The following is a 22,287-nucleotide window of genomic DNA, read 5'->3' as shown; positions in this document are numbered from 1 at the left end:
GCTGGCAGCGTGCCGAGCTATTTCAGCGCCGAGACGACCGTGCCCGCCACGGCATCCGTGACCCCGAGACCGTTCCCGAGGTCTTCGAGCGTATCGCGGAAGGAATTGAGCGTTGCGATCATGGCGGGCCGCGCGGCGATGCACGTCTCCATGTCCGGCCACTCGGCAATCAGGCAGTAGGAGCGGTCGCCGGTCTTGACGATGTTTGCATGCACCAGACCTGACCATGATTGGGCAATGCCCTTGTGGGCGTCCAGAAACGCCTGGTCGCCACCAAGCTTCACGCGGAAGCGTACTGCGTTGAATGCAGACATTGGCTTTCCCTCCCCTCGTCTAGCGGAACGATAAGCACCCTCCATGCGCCCACGCAATATGCCCGGCACCTACCGGCCTAGGACTTCAGACCGGGCCGCCGCCTCCGCAACCTGGCAAAAAAGGCCCAAATGACACAGGGCGGGACGTAGCGGCCTTCGCCCGCGCGCCCTAAAAGACCGGCCATGTCCGCCTCGACCCAATACGTCCCCTCGCCCACGCCCGATATGGCCCGCGTCCAGCGCGCGCTGATCTCCGTTTCCGACAAGGAGGGCCTGGTCGAGCTGGGCAAGGCGCTGGCGGCGCATGGGGTGGAAATCCTCTCGACCGGCGGGTCGGCCAAGTCGCTGCGCGATGCCGGGCTGAAGGTCGTCGAGGTCAGCGATCATACCGGCTTCCCCGAGATCATGGACGGGCGCGTAAAGACGCTGCAGCCCTCGATCCACGGCGGCATTCTCGCCCGCCGCACCGACGCCGGGCACCAGAAGGCGATGAGCGACCACAGGATCGCGGGCATCGATCTCGTCGTGGTGAACCTCTACCCGTTCGAGGCGACCGTCGCGCGCGGCGCCGACTTCCCGACCTGCGTCGAGAACATCGACATCGGCGGGCCGGCGCTGATCCGCGCCTCGGCCAAGAACCACGACTTCGTGACCATCGTGGTCGACCCCAAGGACTACGCCTCGGTGCTGCAGGAGCTCGACGCCCACAAGGGCGCCACGACCCTGGCGCTGCGCCGCAAGCTCGCGGCCAAGGCCTATGCCCGCACCGCGTCCTACGACTCGGCGATCGCCAACTGGTTCGCCGCGCAGGAAGGTGAGACCTTCCCCGAGCGGCTGACCCTCTCGGCCGAGAGGGTGCAGACGCTGCGCTACGGCGAGAACCCGCACCAGAAGGCGGCCTTCTACAGCGACGGCAGCAAGCGGCCGGGCGTCGCCACGGCGCGCATGATCCAGGGCAAGGAGCTGTCCTACAACAATATCGGCGATACCGAATCGGCCTATGAGTGCGTGGCCGAGTTCGCCGAATCCGCCATCGTCGTCGTGAAGCACGCCAATCCCTGCGGCGTCGCGGTCGATCCCGACCAGTTCACCGCTTACCAGAAGGCCTATGCCTGCGATCCCGTCTCGATCTTCGGCGGCATCGTCGCGGTGAACCGCACGCTCGAGGCCAAGGTCGCGGTGGAACTCGTGAAGCTGTTCCTCGAAGTGGTGATCGCGCCCGACGCGACTCCCGAGGCGCTGGCGATCCTCGCGACCAAGAAGAACGTGCGCGTGCTGCTGGCCGGCACCCTGCCCGATCCGACGACCGCCGGCATGACCCTGAAGAGCGTGGCCGGCGGTTATCTCTTCCAGACGCGCGACAACGGCCATCTCACGAAGGCCGACCTCAAGGTCGTGACCAAGCGCTCACCGACGGCCAAGGAACTCGACGACCTGCTGTTCGCCTTCACCGTTGCCAAGCACGTGAAGTCGAACGCCATCGTCTATGCCAAGGACGGCGCCACGGTGGGCGTCGGCGCGGGACAGATGAACCGCCGCGACAGCTCCCGCATCGCCGCCATCCGCGCCGCCGAATCGGGCGAGGCCGCGGGCCTCAAGGTGAGCCCGGCGGTCGGCAGCGTCGTCGCCTCGGACGCCTTCTTCCCCTTCGCCGACGGGCTTCTTGCCGCGGCTGAAGCCGGTGCGACCGCGATCATCCAGCCCGGCGGCTCGATGCGCGACAAGGAAGTGATCGACGCCGCCGACGAGAAGGGCCTCGCGATGGTGTTCACCGGGATGCGGCACTTCCGGCACTGAGCAAACTGTCGTCCTGAGCACAGCGAAGGACCTGACGGAGCGACCAGAGGACTCCGTGGCTGGCGTGAGATCCTTCGCTGCGCTCAGGATGACAAAAGTGGGGCGCGCTCCAATGATTAACCGACCTTGATCTGCTTCGCGGACGCCAGCGCCTTGCGGCGGGCGTCCTTCACCGTGCGGCCGGTGGCCAGCGCGACGGCCATGCGGCGGTGGCCCTTCACTTCGGGCTTACCGAAGATGCGCACCGACGTTCCCGGTGCGGCCAGCGCCTTCGCAACACCGGTATAGGTCGGGTCGCTGATATTGCCGTCGCCGAGGACGGGCACCGAGGCACCCGCCTGGCAGGTGATCTCGGGGATCGGCAGGCCGAGGATGGCGCGCACGTGCAGCTCCATCTCGCTCATGTTCTGCGAGACCATGGTCACCATGCCGGTATCGTGCGGGCGCGGCGACAGTTCGGAGAACCAGACCTTGTCGCCCTTCACGAACATCTCGACGCCGAACAGGCCGCGGCCTTTCGCGCCGCACAGCTCGTTCACGACCTTCTTCGCGATGTCGCGCGCCTTGCGCAGCGCCGGCTTCGACATGGCGTGCGGCTGCCAGCTCTCGCGATAGTCGCCGTCGACCTGGATGTGACCGATCGGCTCGCAGAAGCCGAAGCCGCCCTCGTGGCGCACGGTGAGCAGGGTGATCTCGTAGTCGAAGTCGATGGCGCCCTCGACGATCACCAGCCCGGTGCTGGCGCGCGTGCCCTCCATCGCGGTCTTCCAGCTCTTCGCCACGTCGGCCGGCTTGCGCGCGACGCTCTGGCCGTGGCCGGAGGACGACATGGTGGGCTTGATGAAGCAGGGAAAGCCCACCGCCTCGGCGCCCGCCTGCAGCTCCTCGAGGCTGGCGGCAAAACGATACGGTGACGTCGGCAGCTTGAGCTTCTCGGCGGCCAGCTTGCGGATGCCGCGGCGATCCATGGTGAGCTGGGCGGCGCGCGCCGTCGGGATGACGGTCCAGCCCTCCTTCTCCAGCTCGACCAGCGTGTCGGTGGCGATGGCCTCGATCTCCGGCACGATGAAGTCGGGCTGCACCGTCTCGACGACATGGCGCATCGCCCCGCCGTCGCGCATGTCGAACACATAGGCGCTGTTGGCGACCAGCATGGCCGGCGCATCGGCGTAACGGTCGCAGGCGATGACCTCGATGCCGAAGCGCATGGCTTCAATGACAACTTCTTTGCCGAGCTCGCCCGAGCCCAGCATCATCAGCTTCACGGCGGAGCGCTTGAGGGGCGTGCCGAATTTCTTGATCTTCATCCGGCGATGATAGCAGGCCGCCGGATGATTCGCCCGCTAGTGCGCGGCCGGCGGCACCGGGTTTTCCCCATCCGGCTTCACCTCCGCCTTGCGGCCGCGGGTCAGTAGCCGGAAGAAGAGCGGCACGAACAGGATGGCGATGAAGGTCGCGGCCAGCATGCCGCCGATCACGCCGGTGCCGATCGAATGGCGGCTGGCCGAGCCGGCGCCGCTGCTGATGGCGAGCGGCAGCACGCCCAGGATGAAGGCGAGCGAGGTCATCACGATCGGCCGGAAGCGCAGCTTGGCCGCCTCCATCGCCGCGTCGTAGGCCGAGAGGCCCTGCTGGTAGCGCTGCGAGGCGAACTCGACGATCAGGATGGCGTTCTTGGCGGCGAGGCCGATCAGCGTGATCAGGCCGATCTGGAAATAGACGTCGTTCTCGAGGCCGCGGATCCACACCGCCAGCAGCGCGCCGAACACCGCGAAGGGCACGGCGGTGATGACGGCGAGCGGCAGCGACCAGCGCTCGTACTGCGCCGCCAGGATCAGGAACACCATGACGATGCCGAAGGCGAAGCCCAGCCCGCCCGTACCTTGCGTGGCCAGTTCCTGGTAGGCCGAGCCGGTCCAGCCGATCGTGTAGTCGCTGGGCAGGGTTTCGGCCACGACCTGCTGCATGGCCGCGATCGCCTGGCCCGAGGAATAGCCCGGCGCCGGCCCGCCCAGAATCTTGGCGGCGGGGAAGATGTTGAAGCGGTCGACCGTGTCGGGGCCGACGATGCGCGACACCGTCACCAGCTCGTTGAGCGGCACCATCACGTTCTTGTCGGACTTCACGAAGACCTGGCGCAGATCGTCCGGCTTCTCGCGGAAGTCGGATTCAGACGACAGGCTGACGCGGTAGGTGCGGCCGAACAAAGTGAAGTCGTTGACGTAGAGGCTGCCGAACGAACTCTGCATCGTGTCGAAGATCGAGTTGATCGGGATGCCGAGCGCCTTGGCCTTGTCGCGATCAACGTCGATCCGGTACTGCGGCACGCTGGTGGAGAAGGTGGTGGAGACGCCGGCCAGCTCGGGATGCTTGGCGGCCGCCGCCACGACCTTGTTGGCGGCTTCCGCGAGGCTCGCCAGCGAGCCGCCGGACCGGTCCTGCAGATAGAACTCGAAGCCGCCAGTCGTGCTCATGCCCTGGATGGGCGGCGGGTTGAAGCCGATCACCACGCCGTCGCGGAAGTTGGCGTTCAGCCCGGCCAGCGCCGGCGCGAGGTTGCGGGCATCCTGCGCGGGCTCCTTGCGCTCGGCCCAGTCCTTCAAGGTGACGAACGAAATGCCCGAATTGGTCTTCTGCGCGCCCGACAGCAGGTCGAAGCCCGAGAAGGTGACGACATTGGCGACTGCCGGGTTCTTGCCCAGCTCTTCGCTGGCTTTGGCCGTGACCTCGCGCGTGCGGGTCAGCGAGGCGGCGGGCGGCAGCGCCGTCACCAGGAAGACGTAGCCCTGATCCTCGTTGGGCACGAGGCCGCCCGGCACCTTCTGGAACAGGAAGACGGTGCCGCCGATGATGACGGCGAGCCCCGCCAGGCCGAGCACGGTGCTCTTCAGCAGGAACGACACGCCGCCGGTGTAGCGCTCGGTCACCCAGTCGAAGCCCTTGTTGAACCCGGCGAAGAACCGCCCGGGCTTCTCGTGACCCGGCTTCAGGATCAGCGCCGCCAGCGCGGGCGTGAGCGTCAGAGCCACGATACCCGAGATCACCACCGAGACCGCGATCGTCACCGCGAACTGCCGGTAGAGCTCGCCCGCCAGGCCGCCCAGGAAGGAGACCGGGATGAACACCGCGCAGAGGACCAGCACGATGGCGATGACCGGGCCGGTCACCTCCTGCATGGCCTGGACCGCCGCCTCGCGCGGGCTCTTGCCCTCGGTCGACATGATGCGCTCGACGTTCTCCAGCACCACGATCGCGTCGTCGACCACGATGCCGATGGCCAGCACCAGCCCGAACAGCGTCAGCAGGTTGATCGAGAAGCCGAGCAGGTACATGCCGGCGAAGGTGCCGATGATGGACACCGGGATGGCGATGACCGGGATGATCATCGCGCGCACGCTCTGCAGGAAGAGGAAGACGACCAGCACCACGAGGATGATCGCCTCGATGAAGGTGATGACCACCTCCTCGATCGACACTTCGACGAAGCGCGTGGTGTTGAACGGCACGTCGTAGCGCAGCCCCTCCGGGAAGCGCTTGGAGATGCGCTGCATCGTTTCGTTGACCGATTTGGCAACCTCCAGCGCGTTGGCACCGGGCTGCAGGTAGACGCCGATCGGCACGGCGGGGGCGCCGTTGAAGATCGCCGAGAAGCCGTAGGTCAGCGCGCCCAGCTCGACCCGCGCCACGTCCTTCAGCCGCAGCGCGCCGCCGATCTCGTCGGAGCGGATGATGATGTTCTCGAACTGGGTGGGATCGACCAGCCGCGCCGGCGTCGTCACCGAATAGGTGAAGACCTGCGGGTTCTTCATCGGCTCCTCGCCGAAGCGGCCGGCGGCGAACTGCGAGTTCTGCTCGCGCACCACCTGCGCGACATCGCCCGGCGTCAGACCGTATTGCGCGAGCTTGTCGGGCCGCAGCCAGATGCGCATCGAATAGTCCGAGGCGCCGAACAGCGCCGCATCGCCGACACCGGGCAGGCGGCGCAATTCGTCGATCACGTTCACCAGCGCGTAGTTGCTGATGAACACCGTGTCGTAACGCCGGTCGGGCGACGACATGGTCATCACCATCAGGATCGACGTCGAGCGCTTCTGCACCACGACGCCCTGTCGCGCCACCTCGGCCGGCAAGAGCGGCAGCGCGCGCTGCACGCGATTGTTCACGTTGATGGCGTTCTGGTCGGGATTGGTGCCGATCTCGAAGCTGATCGTGAGACTCATCGTGCCCGAGCCGGTCGAGGTCGAGCGCATGTAGATCATGCGTTCGACGCCGTTGATCTGCTGCTCGAGCGGCGCCGCCACCGTGGAGGCGATGGTCTCGGCCGTGGCGCCGGGATAGGTGGCCGACACGACCACGTCGGGCGGCACGATCTGCGGATATTGCGAGATCGGCAGCGCGCGCATGGCGACGAGGCCGGCGAGCACGATGACGATCGACAGGACGCTGGCGAAGACCGGCCTGTCGATGAAGAACTTGGAGATCACGGTTTGGTCCCGCCCCCGGCGGGCGCTGCCGCCGGAGCGGCGGGTGCCGGCGGTGCCGCGACCGGCTTCACCTTGGCGCCGGGCCGCACGCGGATGACGCCGTCGGTGACGACCCGTTCGCCGGCCTTGAGCCCGCTCTTCACGATCCAGCCTTTCTCGACCTCGCGGTCGAGCTGGATGGGACGGGCCTGCGCCACGTCGTTGGCATCGAGCACCCAGACGGCCGCGCCCTGCGGCCCCTGCACGATCGCCGCCTTCGGGACCAGCACCGCGTTCGGCATGGTGACGCCGATGATCTCGACACGCACGAACTGGCCGGGCAGCAGACCGTTGTTGACGTTGGGGAAGACCGCGCGGATCTGCACCGTGCCGGTGCGCGGATCGACGATGCTGGAGCTGATGTCGACCTTGCCGTCGTAGGGATAGACGTCGCCGTTGCCGAAACGCAGCTTCACCGTGACGTCCTCTTCCTTCAGAGGCTTGTCACGCTTGCGGTTGATCTCCGTGAGTTCGCGCAGCTCGCTGTCGGTGGTGGTGAAATAGACATAGGCCGGATCGAGCTGGGTGATCCGCGTCAGTATGGTCTGCTGCGGCTGGACGAGCGTGCCCTCGGGCGGCGAGGCCTCGATGCTGGTGCGGCCCGCGATGGGTGCCCTGATCACGGTGTATTCGAGATTGAGCTCGGCGGTCTGGACGTCGGCCTTGGCCGAGGCCAGCGCCGCCGCGGATTGCTCGCGGGCGGCCGTCGCATCCTCCAGCGCCTTCTGCGTCGAGACCTGGCGCGCCGCGAGGCCCTCCACGCGGGTGAAATTCTCGGCCGCCTGCGTGACCGTCGCCTGGGCCTGCGCCATCTGCGCCTTGGCGCGCGCCAATGCGGCCTCGTAGCCGCGCGGATCGATGCGGAAGAGCACGTCGCCCGCCTTCACCGCCTCGCCGTCGGTGAACTCGCGCTTCTGCAGGAAGCCACCGACCTGCGAGCGGATTTCGACGATGCGAAAGCCGATGACCCTGCCGGCATAGAGCAACGGCAATGGCACGTCGGCCGAGACGAGCGTGGCGACGCCGACTTCGGCGGGCGGCGGCGTCGCGGCCGCTGGCGGCGCCTTGGGCGTGCGAAAGGCGAACCAGTAACCGGCACCGGCCGCCACCGCGACGAGGACGAGCGCGATGAGGGTGATGCGGACGGGAGAGGTCTTGGCCGCCATCTAATTCGTCCCGTCGACGGCGCCGACGAAGAAGCCGCGCGGCAGAACCGAAATTTCGAGCGGGAGCCGGCCGATCGTCTCGCCATCGAGATCGACGAGGGTTTCGACGTCCGCCGCGAAACGGAAGGACGTGCCGCGCGTCATGCGGACCTTCGGATGATGGACATGCGATCCGCTGTAGAGCTTCGGCATGACGCGGAAAAGAACGTCGAGCCGCCATGCGTCTCCGACTTCGATGAGATCGAGCCCGCCGTCGTCGAAGCGCGCGCCGGGCGCGATGCGCAGACCACCGCCACCATTTTCCGTATTCGCGATCATCGCCGTGAACAAAGGCCTCTTCCCCCTCTCGACACCGTCAACGGTGATTGCGACCTCGCGAGGGCGAAAGCCCAGGATGACGGCGGGCGCCATCAACACATAGGCGATCTCGCCGAGCTTCTTGGCCCAGCGCGATCTCGACGTGCGATGGCTGACGGACGCAGCGACCCCGAGTGAAACGATCAGATAGCCGAAACGTTCCACGATGCGGTCATCGAAAGTCGCGCATCGCACGCGCAGGAGATCGACTGCCTTGCGGTGTGACGAGGCGACAGAATCGTAGGCCAGCGACGGATCGGCGAGATGGCCGAGCGCGCGGCAGAGTTCGTTGGCGGTCCCGGCGGGGATCGGACACAGCACGATGTCCGGTGCCAGCAGCTTGCCTGAGGAATCGAGCAGCCCGTTCAGCGTCTCATTGACGGTCCCGTCGCCGCCAACGGCCACGAATCGGCGTACGCCCTCAGCAAGCGCGACACGCGCGAGGGCCGTCGCATGACCCGGCGCCTGCGTGAACAGCGGCTCGACCGGCCCAAGGCGTTTCTCCAGCTCGGCCCTGATCGTGGGCCAGCGCTTCCCGGCGCCTCCCTTGTGCGCCATGCGGTTCACGATCACCGCCGTCTTCATGAGGGGGAGAGTAAGGTCCCTCCTTGGAGCGCGCCACTGCGCGCGGAGTAACCTCCGCGCTTAAGTGGCGCTCATGATCATGATTGCGCCACTGGAGTGGCGCGCTCCATTACGCCAGCGCGTCGTCGATGGCGCTGCCCAGCCTGTCGACAATGTCGCCGATCTGTTCCTCGGTGACGATGAACGGCGGGGCCAGCAGGACATGGTCGCCGCGCTGGCCGTCGATCGTGCCGCCCATCGGATAGACCATCAGCCCGCGCGCCATCGCCGCCTTCTTCACCTTCGCATGAAGCTTGCGCGCCGGATCGAACGGCTCCTTGGTCGAGCGGTCCTCGACCAGCTCGACCGCCTGGAAGAGGCCGCGGCCGCGAATGTCGCCGACATGCGGGTGATTGCCGAAGCGCTCGCCCAGCCGCCGCTGCAGCAGCGCGCCCATCGTCTTCACGTTGGCCAACAGATTGTCGCGCCGGATCGTCTCCTGCACGGCAAGGCCCGCGGCGCAGGCCATCGGATGGCCCATATAGGTGTGGCCGTGCTGGAAGAAGCCGCTGCCCTTGGCGAAGGTCTCGTAGATGTGCTTGCCCAAAAGCACCGCGCCGATCGGCTCGTAGCCGCCGCCCAGGCCCTTGGCGATGGTCATCAGGTCGGGCGCGATGCCTTCCTGCTCGCAGGCATGCAAGGTGCCGGTGCGGCCCATGCCGCACATCACCTCGTCGAGGATCAGCAGCACGCCATGGCGGTCGCAGATCTCGCGGATGCGCTTGAAGTAGCCCGGCGCCGGCGGCACCGCGCCCGAGGTCGCGCCGACCACCGTCTCGGCAACGAAGGCCAGCACCGTGCCGGCGCCCAGTTCGAGGATCTTCTCCTCCAGCAGGTTCGCCGCGCGCAATCCGTAGGCCTCGTCGGATTCGCCCGGCTGCTGGAAGCGATAGGCGAAGCAGGGATCGATGTGATGCGTCTCGATCAGCAGCGGCGAGAAAGGCGCACGCCGCCAGGCATTGCCGCCGGCCGCCAGCGCCCCCAACGTGTTGCCGTGATAGCTCTGCCGCCGCGCGATGACGTGGCGGCGTCCGGTCTCGCCGCGCTCGGTGAAGTATTGCCGCGCCATCTTGAGCGAGGCCTCGATCGCCTCGGAGCCGCCGCTCACCAGATAGACGTGGCTCAAGCCTTTCGGTGCATCCTCGATCAGCCGGTCGCCCAGCTTCTCGGCGACGTCGGTCGTGAAGAAGCCGGTGTGCGCGTAGGCCAGCTTGTCGAGCTGCTCGTGCAGCGCCGCCGTCACGGCGGGATGGCCATGTCCAAGGCAGGAAACGGCCGCACCGCCCGAGGCATCGAGATAGCGCTTGCCGGTGCTGTCGACGATCTCGATGCCCGAGCCGCCCGCGGCCACGGGAAGGGTTCCGCCGATCTGGCGATGCAGGATGTGGGTCATGGTCTTTCCGGGAATGTGCGTCGGGTGAGATGGACGCCGAAGGCCGAGAGCTGCGCCTCGGTGCGTTCGAGTGCCGCCAGCGCGGTCTGTCCGCCATTGCCCGCCACCAGGGCGGCGAGGATTTCGGCGACCGCCAGCAGCGGCGTCATCGTGTGAAAGAAGGAGGGACTCTCGGTTGCCACGAGGATGGTGGCGACGGAGAGCGACGCGAGCGGCGAGACCTGGCTGTCGGTCAGCGCGACCACCGGCACGCCGCCGGCAGCGGCATAGCGCGCCGCCTCGATGGTGGCGCGGGCATAGGGCTCGACGCTGGCGGCCAGCAGCACATCGTCGGGCCCGGCATCGCGGATCGCATCGAGGCCGGTGCCGCCGGCATCGTCGAGCATCACGGTTTTGTCGCCCAGCAGGGACAGCATGTAGTGGAAGTGCCAGGCCGCCGCGTGGCAGGAGCGCAGGCCCAGGCAATAGACGCGGCGCGCGGCATGAAGGTGATTGGCGGCGCTGGCCAGGCGTTCGAGCGATTCGGGCTCGGCCAGCCGCGCGATCTGGCGCGACAGCGACAATGCCATGTCGGCGGCGAGCGCTCGCTCGCCATGCAGGCTCTGCACCTCGACCTGGACCTCGGCCTTGCCGGCGAAACCCAGCGTGCCGGCGCGCACCGCCCCGGCATAGAGCGCGCGGACCTCGTCGTAGCCGTCGAGACCCAGGCGCTTGGCCAGCCGCGTCATGGTTGCGGCCGGCACGCCCGCGCGCCGCGCCTGCTCCCGCATGGAGAGCAGGGCGACATCGTCGGGCCGGTCGAGCATGTAGCGCGCCGCGGTCTTGAGCTGCGGCGGCAACAGCTCGTAGGTCTCGACGATCGACGCGGAGAGTGGTCCGCCGGTCATGACCCCTCCGTCGGGTCAGCGGCTTGGTTACAAGCCGCGAGACGCCGACACCTCCCCATTTGAATGGGGAGGCGATGAGTCTCCCTTCCTCCCCATTCAAATGGGGAGGTGCCCCGGAGGGGCGGAGGGGTCATATCAGACGTCAACCTTGCTGCCCGTTAGCGCAGCGGGACCGGGTACATCAGGCCGCCCTTGGTCCACAGGCCGTTGAGGCCGCGCGGCAGCTTGAGCGGGCTGTCCATGCCGACATTGCGCTCGTAGCTCTCGCCGTAGTTACCGACCTGCTTCACGATGTTGTAGGCCCACTTCTCGTCGATCTGCAGCGCCTTGCCGTTGCCCGGCGTGACGCCCAGGAAGCGCTTCACCAGCGCGTCGGTCGACTTCAGCAGCTCGTCGACATTGGCCTTGGTGATGCCGCGCTCCTCGGCCTCGATCATCGCCATGAACGACCAGCGCACGACGGCCAGCCAGACATCGTCGCCGCGGCGTACGAAGGGTCCCAGCGGCTCCTTCGAGATCAGCTCGGGCAGGACCATGTAGTCGGCCTGCTTGCCGCGGGTCGCCAGCGCCGAGGCGAGCGCGGAGGAATCCTGGGTCATGGCATCGCAACGGCCGGCGAAGAACGCCTCGTACATGACGTCCTGGCTCTCGAACACGACCGCCTTGATCTGCAGGTTCCGGCCGCGGAACCAGCTCGCCATGTTGAACTCGTGGGTCGTGCCCTGGGCGACGCAGATCGTGGCGCCGGCCAGCTCGGCCAGGCCCTTCACATTCAGCTTCTTCGGCACCATGAAGCCCTGGCCGTCATAGAAGTTGATGCCGGCATACTGGATGCCGAGGCCGGCATCGCGCTCCAGGGTGATCGTCGAGTTGCGAACCAGGATGTCGATCTCGCCCGACTGCAAGGCGAGGAAGCGCTGCTGCGCGGAGAGCGGCACGTACCTGGCCTTGGTCGCGTCGCCCAGCACGGCGGCGGCCACGGCGTTGCACATGTCGATGTCGAGGCCGGTCCACTTGCCCTGGCTGTTGGGCAGCGAGAAGCCGCCGAGGCCGACATTGACGCCGCAGATGACCTGGTCGCGCTTTTTCACGGTTTCGAGCGTCGACGGCGTCTGCGCCGAGACGCTGGCGGCCGCAAAGGCAAAGGCACCGAACGCGGCGCCGGCAGCGAGAAGTCGCTTGAACATGTGATCCCCCAGATAAGATGTCCGAGACTATCTCGGGGGCACTTCAACCTGCAACGAATGAATCTCAGAGGATCAACTTGATCCATTTGTTTCAGTTCACAAAGCCGTGTCATCCCGAGCGCAGCGAGGGATGCTTAATGTCGCCGAACACAAGGATCCCTCGCTGCGCTCGGATGACACGATGCGGACAGACGCTTGGCGGCTTGCATTGCCAGCAGGCACGAAACGGTTTCTCTCACGCGCATCAGTTACTTCGGCAGGAATTGACACCGCATTGCACTGCAACCACATGTCCACTTCGCGACGCAAAATGTTCGCGGGGGAGTTCCAATTGTCCGTCCGTCGCCGCCTCCTGGCCGTTGCCAGCCTTTTCCTTTGGGCTCTTCCCGCTGCCTCCTTCGCCCAGGGCGGACCGCCGGCCATGCCGGTCGGCGTTTCCGAGCCCATCGCCAAGCGCGTCACCCAGTGGGACGAGTATTCCGGACGCTTCGAAGCCGTCGCCTCCGTCGAGGTCCGCGCGCGCGTCTCGGGCTTCATCGACAAGATCAACTTCCGCGACGGCCAGATCGTCAAAGTCGGCGATCCGCTCTTCACCATCGACAAGCGGCCCTACGAGATCGCCGTCGACGTGGCCGAGGCCGACGTCGCGCGCAACAAGGCCCAGGTCGAGCTGGCGGAGCTGCAGGTCAATCGCGGCGCGTCCCTGATCGCCTCGCGCACCATCACCGAGGCCGAGCACGATTCGCGCAAGTCGACGCTCGCCGTCGCCCGCGCCCAGCTCAAGTCGGCCGAGGCCGCGCTGCGCAACGCCCAGCTCAATCTCGAATGGACGGACGTGACGGCGCCGATCGCCGGCCGCATCTCGGACCGCAAGGTCGATGCCGGCAATTTGATCGCGGGCGGCCAGACCGGCGCCACCCTGCTCGCCACGATCGTGACGCTCGATCCCATCCGCTTCGTCTTCGACATCTCGGAAGCCGACCATATCCGCTACAGCCGCCTGATCCTGTCGGGGGCGCTCGCTTCCTCGCGCGACGGCGCCAATCCGGTCCGCATCCGGCTGTCCGACGAGACCGACTGGAAGCGCACCGGCAAGGTCGACTTCGTCGACAATGCGATGACCGCGCGCTCGGGCACGATCCGCGTACGCGCCCTGGTGGAGAACAAGGACCAGCTGCTGACGCCCGGCATCTTCGGCCGCCTGCAGCTGTTCGGCGGCGAGTACGACGCGCTGCTGATTCCCGACTCGGCCATCATCTCCGACCAGGCGCGTAAGATCGTCTTCGTCGTCGGTGACGACGGCGTGGTGCAGGCCAAGCCCGTGACCCTCGGCACGCTGGTCGACGGGCTGCGCGTGATCCGCTCCGGCCTTGCGCCCACCGACAAGGTGGTGCTCGACGGCCTCGCCAACCCCTTTGTCCGACCGGGCGCCAAGGTCGTGCCGCAGAAGGGCGAGATCGTCGCCAAGGCCAAGTAAGAGCCAACCATGCGTTTTTCCCATTTCTTCATCGACCGGCCGATCTTCGCGTCGGTCCTCTCGGTCATCATCGTGATCGTGGGCTTCATCGCCCAGCGCGGGCTTCCCGTGGCCGAATATCCCGAGATCGCGCCGCCGACCGTCAACATCACCGCGACCTATCCCGGCGCGTCCGCCGAAGTGATCGCCGAGACGGTCGCGACGCCGATCGAGCTCGAAGTCAACGGCGTCGACGACATGCTCTACATCGAGTCGCAGTCGACCGGTGACGGTCGCCTGTCGATCAACGTCGTGTTCAAGCCCGGCGTGAACATCGACCAGGCGCAGGTGCTGGTGCAGAACCGTGTCGCTGTCGCCCAGCCGCGCCTGCCCGAGGACGTGCAGCGTCTCGGCATCGTCGTCCGCAAGGCCTCGCCCGACCTGATGATGGTCGTGCACATGGTCTCGCCGGACGGCAGCCGCGACCAGCAGTACATCTCCAACTACGCCACGCTCTACGTGAAGGACGTGCTGACCCGCGTCGACGGCGTCGGCAACGTTCTGGTGTTCGGCGGCCGCGACTACTCGATGCGCATCTGGCTCGACCCGGCGCGGGTCGCCGCGCGCAACCTCACGGCCGGCGAGGTCGTGCTGGCGCTGCGGGCGGCCAACCTCCAGGTCGCCGCCGGTGCGGTCAACCAGGCCCCGGCGGTGTCGCCGGGCGGGTTCACCCTGTCGGTGCGCACGCTGGGACGGCTGAGCTCGCCCGACCAGTTCGAGAACATCGTGATCCGCGCCGAGCCGGACGGTTCGGTGACGCGCCTGCGCGACATCGCCCGCGTCGAGCTGGGCGCGCAGGACTACACGCTGAACGCCTACCTCGACAACAAGACGGCCACCGCGCTCGGTATCTTCCAGCGGCCCGGCTCCAACGCACTGGCCACCTCGGACGCGATCATCGCCGAGATGGAGCGGCTCAAGAAGAACTTCCCGACCGGCCTCGACTACACGATCGTCTACAATCCCACGACCTTCATCCAGGCCTCGGTCGACGCCGTCATCACGACGCTGTTCGAAGCCGTGCTGCTCGTCGTCGTCGTCGTGATCCTGTTCCTGCAGACCTGGCGGGCGGCGATCATCCCGATCCTCGCCATCCCGGTCTCGCTGATCGGGTCGTTCGCGGTCATGGCCGCGGTCGGCATCTCGTTCAACACGCTGTCGCTGTTTGGCCTGGTGCTGGCGATCGGCATCGTGGTCGACGACGCCATCGTCGTGGTCGAGAACGTCGAGCGATACCTGACGCAGGGCATGTCGCCCAAGGAGGCCGCGCACAAGACGATGGACGAGGTCGGCGGTGCGCTGATCGCGATCTCGCTGGTGCTGATCGCGGTGTTCCTGCCGACCGCCTTCATCACCGGCCTGCAGGGCACCTTCTACAAGCAGTTCGCCATCACCATCGCCGCCTCGACGGCCATCTCGGCCTTCGTGTCGCTGACGCTCTCGCCCGCGATGGCGGCGCTGCTGCTGAAGACGCATGCTTTGTCGCATGTCGACAAGCCGAAGCCCGGCCTGATGGACCGCCTCGCGTGGCCGATCAACTGGTTCTTCCGTCACTTCAACCGCGGCTTCGAGGCGCTGTCGAACTTCTACGGCCGCATGACGGCGCGGCTGATCCGCATGGGCTTCATCATGCTGGTGATCTACGCCGGCCTGGTGGCGCTCACGCAGAACCGTCTCGCCTCGACTCCGACCGGCCTGGTGCCGCAGCTCGACCGCTCCTACCTGATCGCGGCCATGCAGCTTCCCGCCGGCTCGACGCTCGAGCGGTCGGACGCCCTGGTCCGCAGAGCGAGCGAGATCATCATGTCGCGTCCCGGTGTCGCGAATGCCGTGTCGTTCGTCGGCTTCGATGGTGCCACCTTCACCAACGCGCCCAACACGGGCGTGATCTTCGTCACCCTGAAGCCGTTCAAGGAACGGCCGGGCATCAGCAAGGATATGATCCTGGCCGACCTGCGCGGGCAGATGTTCGCGCTGCGCGAGGCCTTCGTGTTCGTCCTCGAGCCGCCCTCCGTGCCGGGCATCGGCACCGGCGGCGGTCTCAAGGGCTACGTCCAGGACCGCGCCTCGCGCGGGCTGACGGCCCTCGAAGGCGCCACCTGGGCCCTTGCGGGCGCGGCCGGACAGTCGCCGGGCCTCACCCAGGCCTTCACGCTCTACAACACGCGCACACCGCAGATCTACGCCGACATCGACCGGACCAAGGCCGAGCAGCTCGGCGTGCCGATCGCGCGCGTGTTCGAGACGCTGTCGGCCTATATGGGCTCTGCCTACGTCAACGACTTCAACATCCTCGGCCGCACCTATCGCGTGACCGTGCAGGCCGACGACCCCTATCGCCTCACCCTGCGCGACGTCGAGAACCTGAAGACGCGCAGCGTGAGCGGCGAGATGGTCCCGATCGGCGCCGTCGCGACCTTCGAGGACATCACCGGCCCCTATCGCGTGGCGCGCTACAATCTCTATCCGGCGGCCGAAGTGCAGGTCGCCCTGCAGCGCGGCTACTCGTCGGGTCAGGGCATCGCCACCATGGAAGGGCTGGCGGAGAAGGTGCTGCCGTCGGGCTTCGGCTTCGAATGGACCGAGATCGCGCTGCAGGAGAAGCTGGCCGGCAACACCGCGATCCTGGCCTTTGGCCTCGCCGTGCTGTTCGTCTTCCTGCTGCTGGCGGCGCTCTACGAGAGCTGGCTGCTGCCGCTTGCCGTCATCCTGATTGTGCCGATGTGTATCCTCGCGGCCATGATCGGCGTGAACATCCGCGGCCTCGACCGCAACGTCCTGGTCGAGATCGGCCTCGTCGTGCTGGTGGGTCTCGCGGCCAAGAACGCCATCCTGATCGTGGAGTTCGCCAAGCAGGCGCACGAGGCGGGCATGAGTCGCTTCGACGCCGCGGTCTCCGCCTCCAAGACGCGCCTGCGGCCCATTCTGATGACCTCGCTGGCCTTCATCCTGGGCGTGGTGCCGCTGGTCATCAGCACCGGCGCCGGCGCGGAGATGCGCCAGTCGCTGGGCACCGCGGTGTTCTCAGGCATGATCGGCGTCACGATCTTCGGCCTGATCTTCACGCCGGTCTTCTACGTGCTGAGCGTCGGCCTGGCCGAGCTGCGCTTCAAGTGGCGCAAGCAGGAGATCAAGCACGAGTTCAAGCCGGAATAGGTCTCGGCGTAGCAGGTGACGGACGCAGCAGCGCGAACGCCACCTGCACGATGCCGGCGGTGAGCCCCATCGCGACACCGAGGCGCCAGGCGAGATCGTAGGAGCCCAGCGCGTCGAACAGCAGGCCGCCGCCCAGGGCGCCGACGAAGCTGCCGACCTGGTGGCTCATGAAGGCAACGCCTTGGATCATCGCCTGCCAGCGCAGGCCGAACATCTCGACCACCGAGCCCGCGACCAGCGGGCCGACACCCAGCCACAGGAAGCCCATGGCCGAGGCGAAGACGATTGTGCTGGCCGGCGTCGGCGGCATCACGAAGTAGCAGGCGAGCACGATCGAGCGGGAGATGTAGATGCCGCCCAGCAGGCCGAGCTTGGACCAGTGCCCGCCGGCCCAGCCGAAAAAGAGGCTGCCGAACACGTTGAACAGCGCGATCGCGCCCAGCGCGCCGGCGCTGAGTGACGGATCCATGCCGCAGATCGCGAGATAGGACGGCAGGTGCGTGGTGATGAACAGGAGCTGCATGCCGCAGACGAAGTAGGCAGCCGTCATCACCAGGAACGAGGGATTGCGCAGCGCGGCCCGGAGCGCCAGGCGCGGCGAGGTGGCGCTGATGTCGCCCGTCGCCGGCGCAGGCGGTGTCAGCCGGTCGACCCGGCCGGCGAGCCAGGCCGCCGGCAGCATGAAGACGGTCAGCACCAGGAAGCCCAGCAGGCCGGCGCGCCAGCTGAAGTCGGTCGTGAGCATCTGACCAAGCGGGGCCGAGAGCAGCGCGCCCAGCGAGCCCGTCGCCGTGATCGCACCCAGGGCGAAGCTGCGCAGCTTCGCCGGCACCGAGCGGGCACCGACCGCCAGCGAGATGGCCGAGGCGGTGCAGGCCAGTGCCATGCCGATCAGCACGCCGCCGCCCAGCATCACGCCGGTCATGCCGTCCGCCATCGCAAAGAGAGCGAGCCCCGCCACATAGAGGGCCGCGCCTGAAACCATGATCGGCCGGAATCCCAGGCGTACCGCCAGCGCACCGGCGACCGGCTGCAGGAAGCCCCAGGCCAGGTTCTGGACCGACATGGCCAGCGCGAAGTCGGAGACGGTAAGCGCGATGTCGCGCGTCAACGGCTGCATCACCAGGCCGAAGCTCTGGCGCACACCCATGCCGAGGCTCAACATGACCGAGGCACCGATCAGGATCGGCATCACCGGCCGCAATTCCTTTAGGATGGTCACGACGCGCCTCCGCCTTGTTACACAGACCTGTGTACTTTAAGGTCGGCGCAGAAACAGGGTCAAGGCACCATGGCGAGAGCGGACGTCAGGGCAGCAATGCAGGAGCGCATCCTCGAGACGGCGGACCGGCTGTTCTACGGCCAGGGAATCCGCGCCGTCGGCGTCGACACGATCGCGGCCGAGATCGGCATCAGCAAGCGCACGCTTTACAACCACTTCCCGTCGAAGGACGATTTGATCGTCGCCTACCTGTCGCGACGGTTGAAACCGGCGCTGCCCTCCGACCGGCCCCCGCTGGAGCAGATCCTGGGCGCGTTCGACCGGCTGGAACGCACGATCGCGACCGGCGTGTTCCGCGGCTGTCCCTTCGTGAACGCGGTATCCGAGCTGAAGGAGCCCGCCCACGCCGCCAACAAGATCGCGCTGGCCTTCAAGGAGCAGCGGCGGACGTGGTTTCAGGGTCTTCTGGAACAGCTCGGAATCAAGGACGCCGAGCCGCTGTCGATGCAGCTCCAGCTCCTGATCGACGGCGCCATCGCCGCCGCCATCGTGCGCGGCGATCCCAAGGTCGCGGCGGCGGCACGGGAGGCAGCGACGGTGTTGTTGAAAGCGGCGGGTGTGGCTGCTTCCCCTAAAACGAAGCGATAGCATTGGAGCACGCCACTGGAGTGGCGCTCATGATTCCGAAGCGCCACTGGAGTGGCGCGCTCCAATGAGAGGGCTTTAGCTTGGATCCGGCCGCAACACCCGGTGCAGGTCGAGCACCGGCGGCTTGTAGCCGAGTTGCGAGAGCAGCGTGTGGACCTGCGCCCTATGGTGCGTCTGGTGATTGAAGAAATGCGGCAGGATCACCGACCAGGGATCCTCGGTATCGAAGCCCGAATTGTTGACGTAGCGCACGCTGCCCTGCTCGAAGCCGTCGGGCAGGTTCGCGAAGAACTGCTCCATGTGCCGGTCGAGACGCTCGCGCTCGACGCGCAATGCCTCGAACTTCTCGAACTGGACCGCACCGAGCCCAGTCGAGACGTGCGAGCCGCCTTCGAACCGCGCCATCCAGATCCGGTCGCCCAGCAGCAGGTGGTTCAACGTGCCGTGCACGCCGCCGAAGAAGGCACCGAGATCGCGACGATACTCCGCGCCGGAAAGCCCGGCGCAGGCCGCGTACAGCGTCTCGTTGGCCAGCCGGTTGTAGCGGGCGTATTGCGCCCAGATCCCGCTCATCGCCTTAGCGGGAAGCGGCGGAAACCCAGCGGGTGAAGTCGCGAATGAGACCGGCCACGACGGCGCCCCGCAGGCGATGGGCGCGGGCTTCGAGGGCCCGACGTTCGGCGATGGTGGGATAGGGCGTCGTGAACATGGCAAAGACCTCCAAGGGTTGAAAGGAACCTAATTCCGTTCTTCTCGGCGGTTAATACGGAGTGTATGACGAACACTCCTGAATACAATTCATCAATTGCGCAATGATCGATCACGCAGGCGAAATGGCGGCCTTCGTCCGGGTCGTTGATTCCAAAGGCTTTTCCGCCGCCGCACCCAGTCTCGGCCTCACGCCGTCGGCGGTCAGCAAGCTGGTGACCCGGCTGGAAACCCGGCTGGGCGTCCGCCTGCTCCAGCGCACGACGCGGGCGATCAACCTCACCGAGGAGGGCGAGGCCTTCTACGCCACGGCGCGGCGCATCGTGGGCGAGATCGAGACGCTGGAGAACCAGATCAGCGGCCAGAGCGGCACGCCGCACGGGCTGCTGAAGGTCACGACGTCGCTGGCCTTCTCGACCCACCAGCTCGCGCCGGTGATCGCCGAGTTCCTCGAACGCTATCCGCTGCTGCAGCTCGAGCTGATGCCGACCGACCGGGTGGTCGACATGATCGAGGAAGGTGTCGACATCGCGATCCGCATCGGCCGCCTGGCCGACACCAGCTTCATGGCGCGCAAGATCGGCGAGGACGTGCGACTGGTCTGCGCCTCACCTTCCTATCTCAAGAACCGCCGCGCCCTGCAGCGCCCCGAGGATCTGACGCGCCACAACTGCATCGTCTCGCGCGACCGCAGCTACTTGAACCGCTGGCCCTTCCGCATCGACGGCGAGATCCGCGAGATCGAGGTCGGCGGCAGGGTTGCCGTCACCGAGGGCGAGGCGCAGATGCGGCTGGCGCTGCAGGGGCTGGGCATCGTGCGCCTGACCCGCCTCACGGTTGCCACGGCCATCAAGAACGGCGAGCTGGTCTCGCTGCTGGAGGAATTCCGCGCCGAGCAGCCGATCCCGATCCATGCCGTCTATCCGCACCGCCGCCATCTCGCGCCCAAGGTGACGGCCTTCATCGACTTCATCCTCGAGAAATTCTCGCCGCCACCCTGGGAGATTTAACCGCGGGGAAGATGCTAGGCTCCGCCCAACAAATCAGGGGGAGGAAACATGGACACCGAGACCGACCTTTTCGTGCAGGCTTTCTGGGTCAAGTGCCGCGACGTCATCCGGCCCGAACTCGACCAGGCCGTCGACGAGCTGCGTGGCGCAGGCCACGAAGCCAATATCTCGACCCTCGAATTCTCGCCCGACGAGAAGACCTCCCCCGAAGGCGCACCGGCCCTCATTCTCACGATCCATCCCAGCGGCGCGTCCGACACCCGCATCCTGCGCTATCGCGGCGACGTGCCGGCGCGCGAGATCGAGGTCATGGCCTCGAACTGCAAGACCGCGCGGCACGATCTCTCGGCCGTCACGAATGCCGGTGTGAAGCACGACATCAAGCTCTGCTTCGGCTCATTGCTCAAATAACCCAAGGAAGATCCCATGGCTGACGCCATCGACGACCTGTTCCGCCGCTTCGGCAAGGCCTTCAACAAGGCCGATGTCGACGAGATCGCGGCCTGCGTGACCGACGACTTCGAATGGCGCCTCGGTGCCGGCGGCTCGCCGGCCGGCCGCGTGCTCAAGGGCAAGGAGGCGCTGCGCGCGCACTTCGCCGACAAGAGCACGGCGCATCGCGAAGCGCGCTATTCCGAAGCGCGCATCCATCGCTCCGGCGACAAGCTGTTCGGCACCTTCCGCGTCACCGGCATCGATCATGCCGGCAAGCCGTTCGACCGTTACGGCATCGACCTCTACGAGGTGAAGGACGGCAAGATCGCGCTCAAGGACAGCTACCTGAAGGCCGAGTGATCCGATGTCGAACGATACCGTGCTCTGGGAGATCGACCGCCGCGGCGTGGCCACCGTCACGCTGAACCGTCCCAAGGTGAACAACGCCTATAACGGCGATCTCATCCAGGGCCTGCACGATGCGATGGATTCGCTGGGCAGTGAGAGTAATCTCCGCATCGTCGTGCTGCGCGGCAACGGCAAGCACTTCCAGGCGGGCGCCGATCTGTCGTGGATTACCGGCGTCGCCAAGCAATCACCGGCCGAGAACGAGAAAGTAAGTCGGCTGACAGCCGAAGCGGTGAAGCGGCTCGACACGTGTCCCGTCCCGACGCTCGCATTGATCCAGGGCGGCTGCTTCGGCGGCGGCACCGGCATCGCGGCGGCCTGCGACGTCGTCGTGGCGCAGGAGGACGCGCTCTTTTCCATCAGCGAGACGCGCTGGGGCCTGATGGCCGGCATCATCCTGCCGCAGCTCTGTCAGGCGATCGGCCTGCGCCAGACGCGGCGCTACGCGCTGACCGGCGAACGCTTCGGCGCCCACGAGGCACGCCGTCTCGGCCTGGTGCACGAAGTCTGTCCGGTGGGAGGTCTTGCGGAGGCCGGCGAGAAGATCGTCGAATCCGTCCTCATGAACGCACCGCGCGCGACGACGGCAACCAAGCTGCGCTCGCTGGCTTCCGCTCGTGCCTTCATCGATGAAGGCGAACTGCGCGACCTGATCGACGAACACGCCCGCACCCGCCAGCAGGACGAAGCCACCGAGGGTCTCGCCAGCTTCCGCGAGAAGCGCAAGCCTGCGTGGTATCCGGGTTAAAAAGCCCGTCGTCTCGACTAGAGTGCGAACGACGGTTGCGCAACTCTTGTCATCCTGAGCGCAGCGAAGGATCTCACGCCAACCACGGAGTCCTTTGGTCGTTCCGTCAGGTCCTTCGCTGCGCTCAGCAACCATTAAGATTGAACTGTCATGCGACAGTGTTGCGAGCTGAGATCCACGGGGTGCCG

The 22,287-nt window shown here is 66.8% G+C and carries 19 protein-coding genes; 8 read left to right on the top strand and 11 right to left on the bottom strand.

The genetic code is table 11. The features are described from left to right. Positions 1–17 precede the first annotated feature (17 nt). Positions 18–314: a DUF718 domain-containing protein gene (locus AC1ROX_RS30185; protein ID WP_493132394.1), complete on the bottom strand. Its 297-nt coding sequence runs from the start codon at positions 312–314 to the stop codon at positions 18–20. A gap of 183 nt (positions 315–497) precedes the next feature. Between AC1ROX_RS30185 and purH the strand changes: the two genes are divergently transcribed. Then, positions 498–2,111, top strand: a complete 1,614-nt coding sequence (gene purH, locus AC1ROX_RS30180; RefSeq protein ID WP_493132392.1) for a bifunctional phosphoribosylaminoimidazolecarboxamide formyltransferase/IMP cyclohydrolase — start codon at positions 498–500, stop codon at positions 2,109–2,111. A 116-nt stretch (positions 2,112–2,227) separates the two neighbouring features. Here purH and purT read toward each other — a convergent pair whose 3' ends face one another. The 7 genes from purT to AC1ROX_RS30145 all read right to left on the bottom strand — a co-directional run bounded on the left by purT (position 2,228) and on the right by AC1ROX_RS30145 (position 12,248). After that, the gene (gene purT / locus AC1ROX_RS30175; RefSeq protein ID WP_493132390.1) at positions 2,228–3,418 is read right to left on the bottom strand and encodes a formate-dependent phosphoribosylglycinamide formyltransferase; all 1,191 of its coding nucleotides are present in this window, start codon (positions 3,416–3,418) and stop codon (positions 2,228–2,230) included. Between the two features lie 36 nt (positions 3,419–3,454). Beyond that, positions 3,455–6,595, bottom strand: a complete 3,141-nt coding sequence (locus tag AC1ROX_RS30170) for an efflux RND transporter permease subunit (protein WP_493132388.1) — start codon at positions 6,593–6,595, stop codon at positions 3,455–3,457. Beyond that, positions 6,592–7,800 carry an efflux RND transporter periplasmic adaptor subunit gene (locus tag AC1ROX_RS30165; RefSeq protein WP_493132386.1) on the bottom strand — a complete coding sequence of 403 codons (1,209 nt, stop codon included), beginning with the start codon at positions 7,798–7,800 and terminating at the stop codon, positions 6,592–6,594. The genes AC1ROX_RS30170 and AC1ROX_RS30165 overlap by 4 nt, the downstream gene beginning before the upstream one ends. Next, positions 7,801–8,742: a diacylglycerol/lipid kinase family protein gene (locus AC1ROX_RS30160; protein WP_493132384.1), complete on the bottom strand. Its 942-nt coding sequence runs from the start codon at positions 8,740–8,742 to the stop codon at positions 7,801–7,803. A 109-nt stretch (positions 8,743–8,851) separates the two neighbouring features. Next, positions 8,852–10,174: an aspartate aminotransferase family protein gene (locus AC1ROX_RS30155; protein ID WP_493132382.1), complete on the bottom strand. Its 1,323-nt coding sequence runs from the start codon at positions 10,172–10,174 to the stop codon at positions 8,852–8,854. Then, positions 10,171–11,061, bottom strand: coding sequence for a MurR/RpiR family transcriptional regulator (locus AC1ROX_RS30150; protein ID WP_493132380.1), 891 nt, complete (start codon positions 11,059–11,061; stop codon positions 10,171–10,173). The genes AC1ROX_RS30155 and AC1ROX_RS30150 overlap by 4 nt, the downstream gene beginning before the upstream one ends. Before the next feature lie 158 nt (positions 11,062–11,219). Then, on the bottom strand, positions 11,220–12,248 hold the full coding sequence (locus AC1ROX_RS30145; protein ID WP_493132378.1) for an amino acid ABC transporter substrate-binding protein: 1,029 nt from the start codon (positions 12,246–12,248) through the stop codon (positions 11,220–11,222). Positions 12,249–12,579: 331 nt separating this feature from the next. Here AC1ROX_RS30145 and AC1ROX_RS30140 point away from each other — a divergent pair, with 331 nt between their 5' ends. Next, positions 12,580–13,725, top strand: coding sequence for an efflux RND transporter periplasmic adaptor subunit (locus AC1ROX_RS30140; protein ID WP_493132376.1), 1,146 nt, complete (start codon positions 12,580–12,582; stop codon positions 13,723–13,725). 9 nt (positions 13,726–13,734) lie between these two features. After that, the gene (locus AC1ROX_RS30135) at positions 13,735–16,920 is read left to right on the top strand and encodes an efflux RND transporter permease subunit (protein ID WP_493132374.1); all 3,186 of its coding nucleotides are present in this window, start codon (positions 13,735–13,737) and stop codon (positions 16,918–16,920) included. Here the strand turns inward: AC1ROX_RS30135 and AC1ROX_RS30130 are convergent. Next, a complete protein-coding gene (locus AC1ROX_RS30130; RefSeq protein WP_493132372.1) occupies positions 16,907–18,142 on the bottom strand; it encodes an MFS transporter in 1,236 nt (411 codons plus the stop codon). The genes AC1ROX_RS30135 and AC1ROX_RS30130 overlap by 14 nt on opposite strands. A 69-nt stretch (positions 18,143–18,211) precedes the next feature. On the opposite strand from AC1ROX_RS30130, the gene AC1ROX_RS30125 reads away from it, so the two are divergent. Then, complete coding sequence (locus tag AC1ROX_RS30125) at positions 18,212–18,790, top strand: TetR/AcrR family transcriptional regulator (protein ID WP_493132370.1); 579 nt, start codon at positions 18,212–18,214, stop codon at positions 18,788–18,790. A 75-nt stretch (positions 18,791–18,865) separates the two neighbouring features. Here the strand turns inward: AC1ROX_RS30125 and AC1ROX_RS30120 are convergent, their stop codons facing one another. After that, the gene (locus AC1ROX_RS30120) at positions 18,866–19,363 is read right to left on the bottom strand and encodes a DinB family protein (protein WP_493132368.1); all 498 of its coding nucleotides are present in this window, start codon (positions 19,361–19,363) and stop codon (positions 18,866–18,868) included. Between the two features lie 4 nt (positions 19,364–19,367). Next, positions 19,368–19,499, bottom strand: a complete 132-nt coding sequence (locus AC1ROX_RS30115) for a hypothetical protein (RefSeq protein WP_493132366.1) — start codon at positions 19,497–19,499, stop codon at positions 19,368–19,370. Positions 19,500–19,602: 103 nt separating this feature from the next. On the opposite strand from AC1ROX_RS30115, the gene AC1ROX_RS30110 reads away from it, so the two are divergent. The 4 genes from AC1ROX_RS30110 to AC1ROX_RS30095 are packed head-to-tail and all read left to right on the top strand — an operon-like array spanning position 19,603 to position 22,099. After that, positions 19,603–20,508, top strand: a complete 906-nt coding sequence (locus tag AC1ROX_RS30110; RefSeq protein ID WP_493132364.1) for a LysR family transcriptional regulator — start codon at positions 19,603–19,605, stop codon at positions 20,506–20,508. A gap of 48 nt (positions 20,509–20,556) precedes the next feature. Then, positions 20,557–20,919, top strand: a complete 363-nt coding sequence (locus AC1ROX_RS30105; protein WP_493132362.1) for a hypothetical protein — start codon at positions 20,557–20,559, stop codon at positions 20,917–20,919. A 15-nt stretch (positions 20,920–20,934) separates the two neighbouring features. Then, positions 20,935–21,303: a nuclear transport factor 2 family protein gene (locus AC1ROX_RS30100; protein WP_493132360.1), complete on the top strand. Its 369-nt coding sequence runs from the start codon at positions 20,935–20,937 to the stop codon at positions 21,301–21,303. A gap of 4 nt (positions 21,304–21,307) precedes the next feature. Beyond that, positions 21,308–22,099, top strand: coding sequence for an enoyl-CoA hydratase-related protein (locus AC1ROX_RS30095; protein WP_493132356.1), 792 nt, complete (start codon positions 21,308–21,310; stop codon positions 22,097–22,099). Positions 22,100–22,287 lie beyond the last annotated feature (188 nt).

Source organism: Reyranella sp. GW821-FHT14A01 (assembly GCF_058803965.1).
Note: the sequence above shows the minus strand (reverse complement) of the source record. Positions and strands in the feature narration are given on the sequence as shown.

What these genes read in the sequence shown, in the direction of transcription:
- AC1ROX_RS30185 (WP_493132394.1), bottom strand. Translation starts at nt 314, where the DNA reads ATGTCTGCATTCAACGCAGTACGCTTCCGCGTGAAGCTTGGTGGCGAC.
- purH (WP_493132392.1), top strand. Translation starts at nt 498, where the DNA reads ATGTCCGCCTCGACCCAATACGTCCCCTCGCCCACGCCCGATATGGCC.
- purT (WP_493132390.1), bottom strand. Translation starts at nt 3,418, where the DNA reads ATGAAGATCAAGAAATTCGGCACGCCCCTCAAGCGCTCCGCCGTGAAG.
- AC1ROX_RS30165 (WP_493132386.1), bottom strand. Translation starts at nt 7,800, where the DNA reads ATGGCGGCCAAGACCTCTCCCGTCCGCATCACCCTCATCGCGCTCGTC.
- AC1ROX_RS30160 (WP_493132384.1), bottom strand. Translation starts at nt 8,742, where the DNA reads ATGAAGACGGCGGTGATCGTGAACCGCATGGCGCACAAGGGAGGCGCC.
- AC1ROX_RS30155 (WP_493132382.1), bottom strand. Translation starts at nt 10,174, where the DNA reads ATGACCCACATCCTGCATCGCCAGATCGGCGGAACCCTTCCCGTGGCC.
- AC1ROX_RS30150 (WP_493132380.1), bottom strand. Translation starts at nt 11,061, where the DNA reads ATGACCGGCGGACCACTCTCCGCGTCGATCGTCGAGACCTACGAGCTG.
- AC1ROX_RS30145 (WP_493132378.1), bottom strand. Translation starts at nt 12,248, where the DNA reads ATGTTCAAGCGACTTCTCGCTGCCGGCGCCGCGTTCGGTGCCTTTGCC.
- AC1ROX_RS30135 (WP_493132374.1), top strand. Translation starts at nt 13,735, where the DNA reads ATGCGTTTTTCCCATTTCTTCATCGACCGGCCGATCTTCGCGTCGGTC.
- AC1ROX_RS30125 (WP_493132370.1), top strand. Translation starts at nt 18,212, where the DNA reads ATGGCGAGAGCGGACGTCAGGGCAGCAATGCAGGAGCGCATCCTCGAG.
- AC1ROX_RS30120 (WP_493132368.1), bottom strand. Translation starts at nt 19,363, where the DNA reads ATGAGCGGGATCTGGGCGCAATACGCCCGCTACAACCGGCTGGCCAAC.
- AC1ROX_RS30115 (WP_493132366.1), bottom strand. Translation starts at nt 19,499, where the DNA reads ATGTTCACGACGCCCTATCCCACCATCGCCGAACGTCGGGCCCTCGAA.
- AC1ROX_RS30110 (WP_493132364.1), top strand. Translation starts at nt 19,603, where the DNA reads ATGATCGATCACGCAGGCGAAATGGCGGCCTTCGTCCGGGTCGTTGAT.
- AC1ROX_RS30105 (WP_493132362.1), top strand. Translation starts at nt 20,557, where the DNA reads ATGGACACCGAGACCGACCTTTTCGTGCAGGCTTTCTGGGTCAAGTGC.
- AC1ROX_RS30100 (WP_493132360.1), top strand. Translation starts at nt 20,935, where the DNA reads ATGGCTGACGCCATCGACGACCTGTTCCGCCGCTTCGGCAAGGCCTTC.
- AC1ROX_RS30095 (WP_493132356.1), top strand. Translation starts at nt 21,308, where the DNA reads ATGTCGAACGATACCGTGCTCTGGGAGATCGACCGCCGCGGCGTGGCC.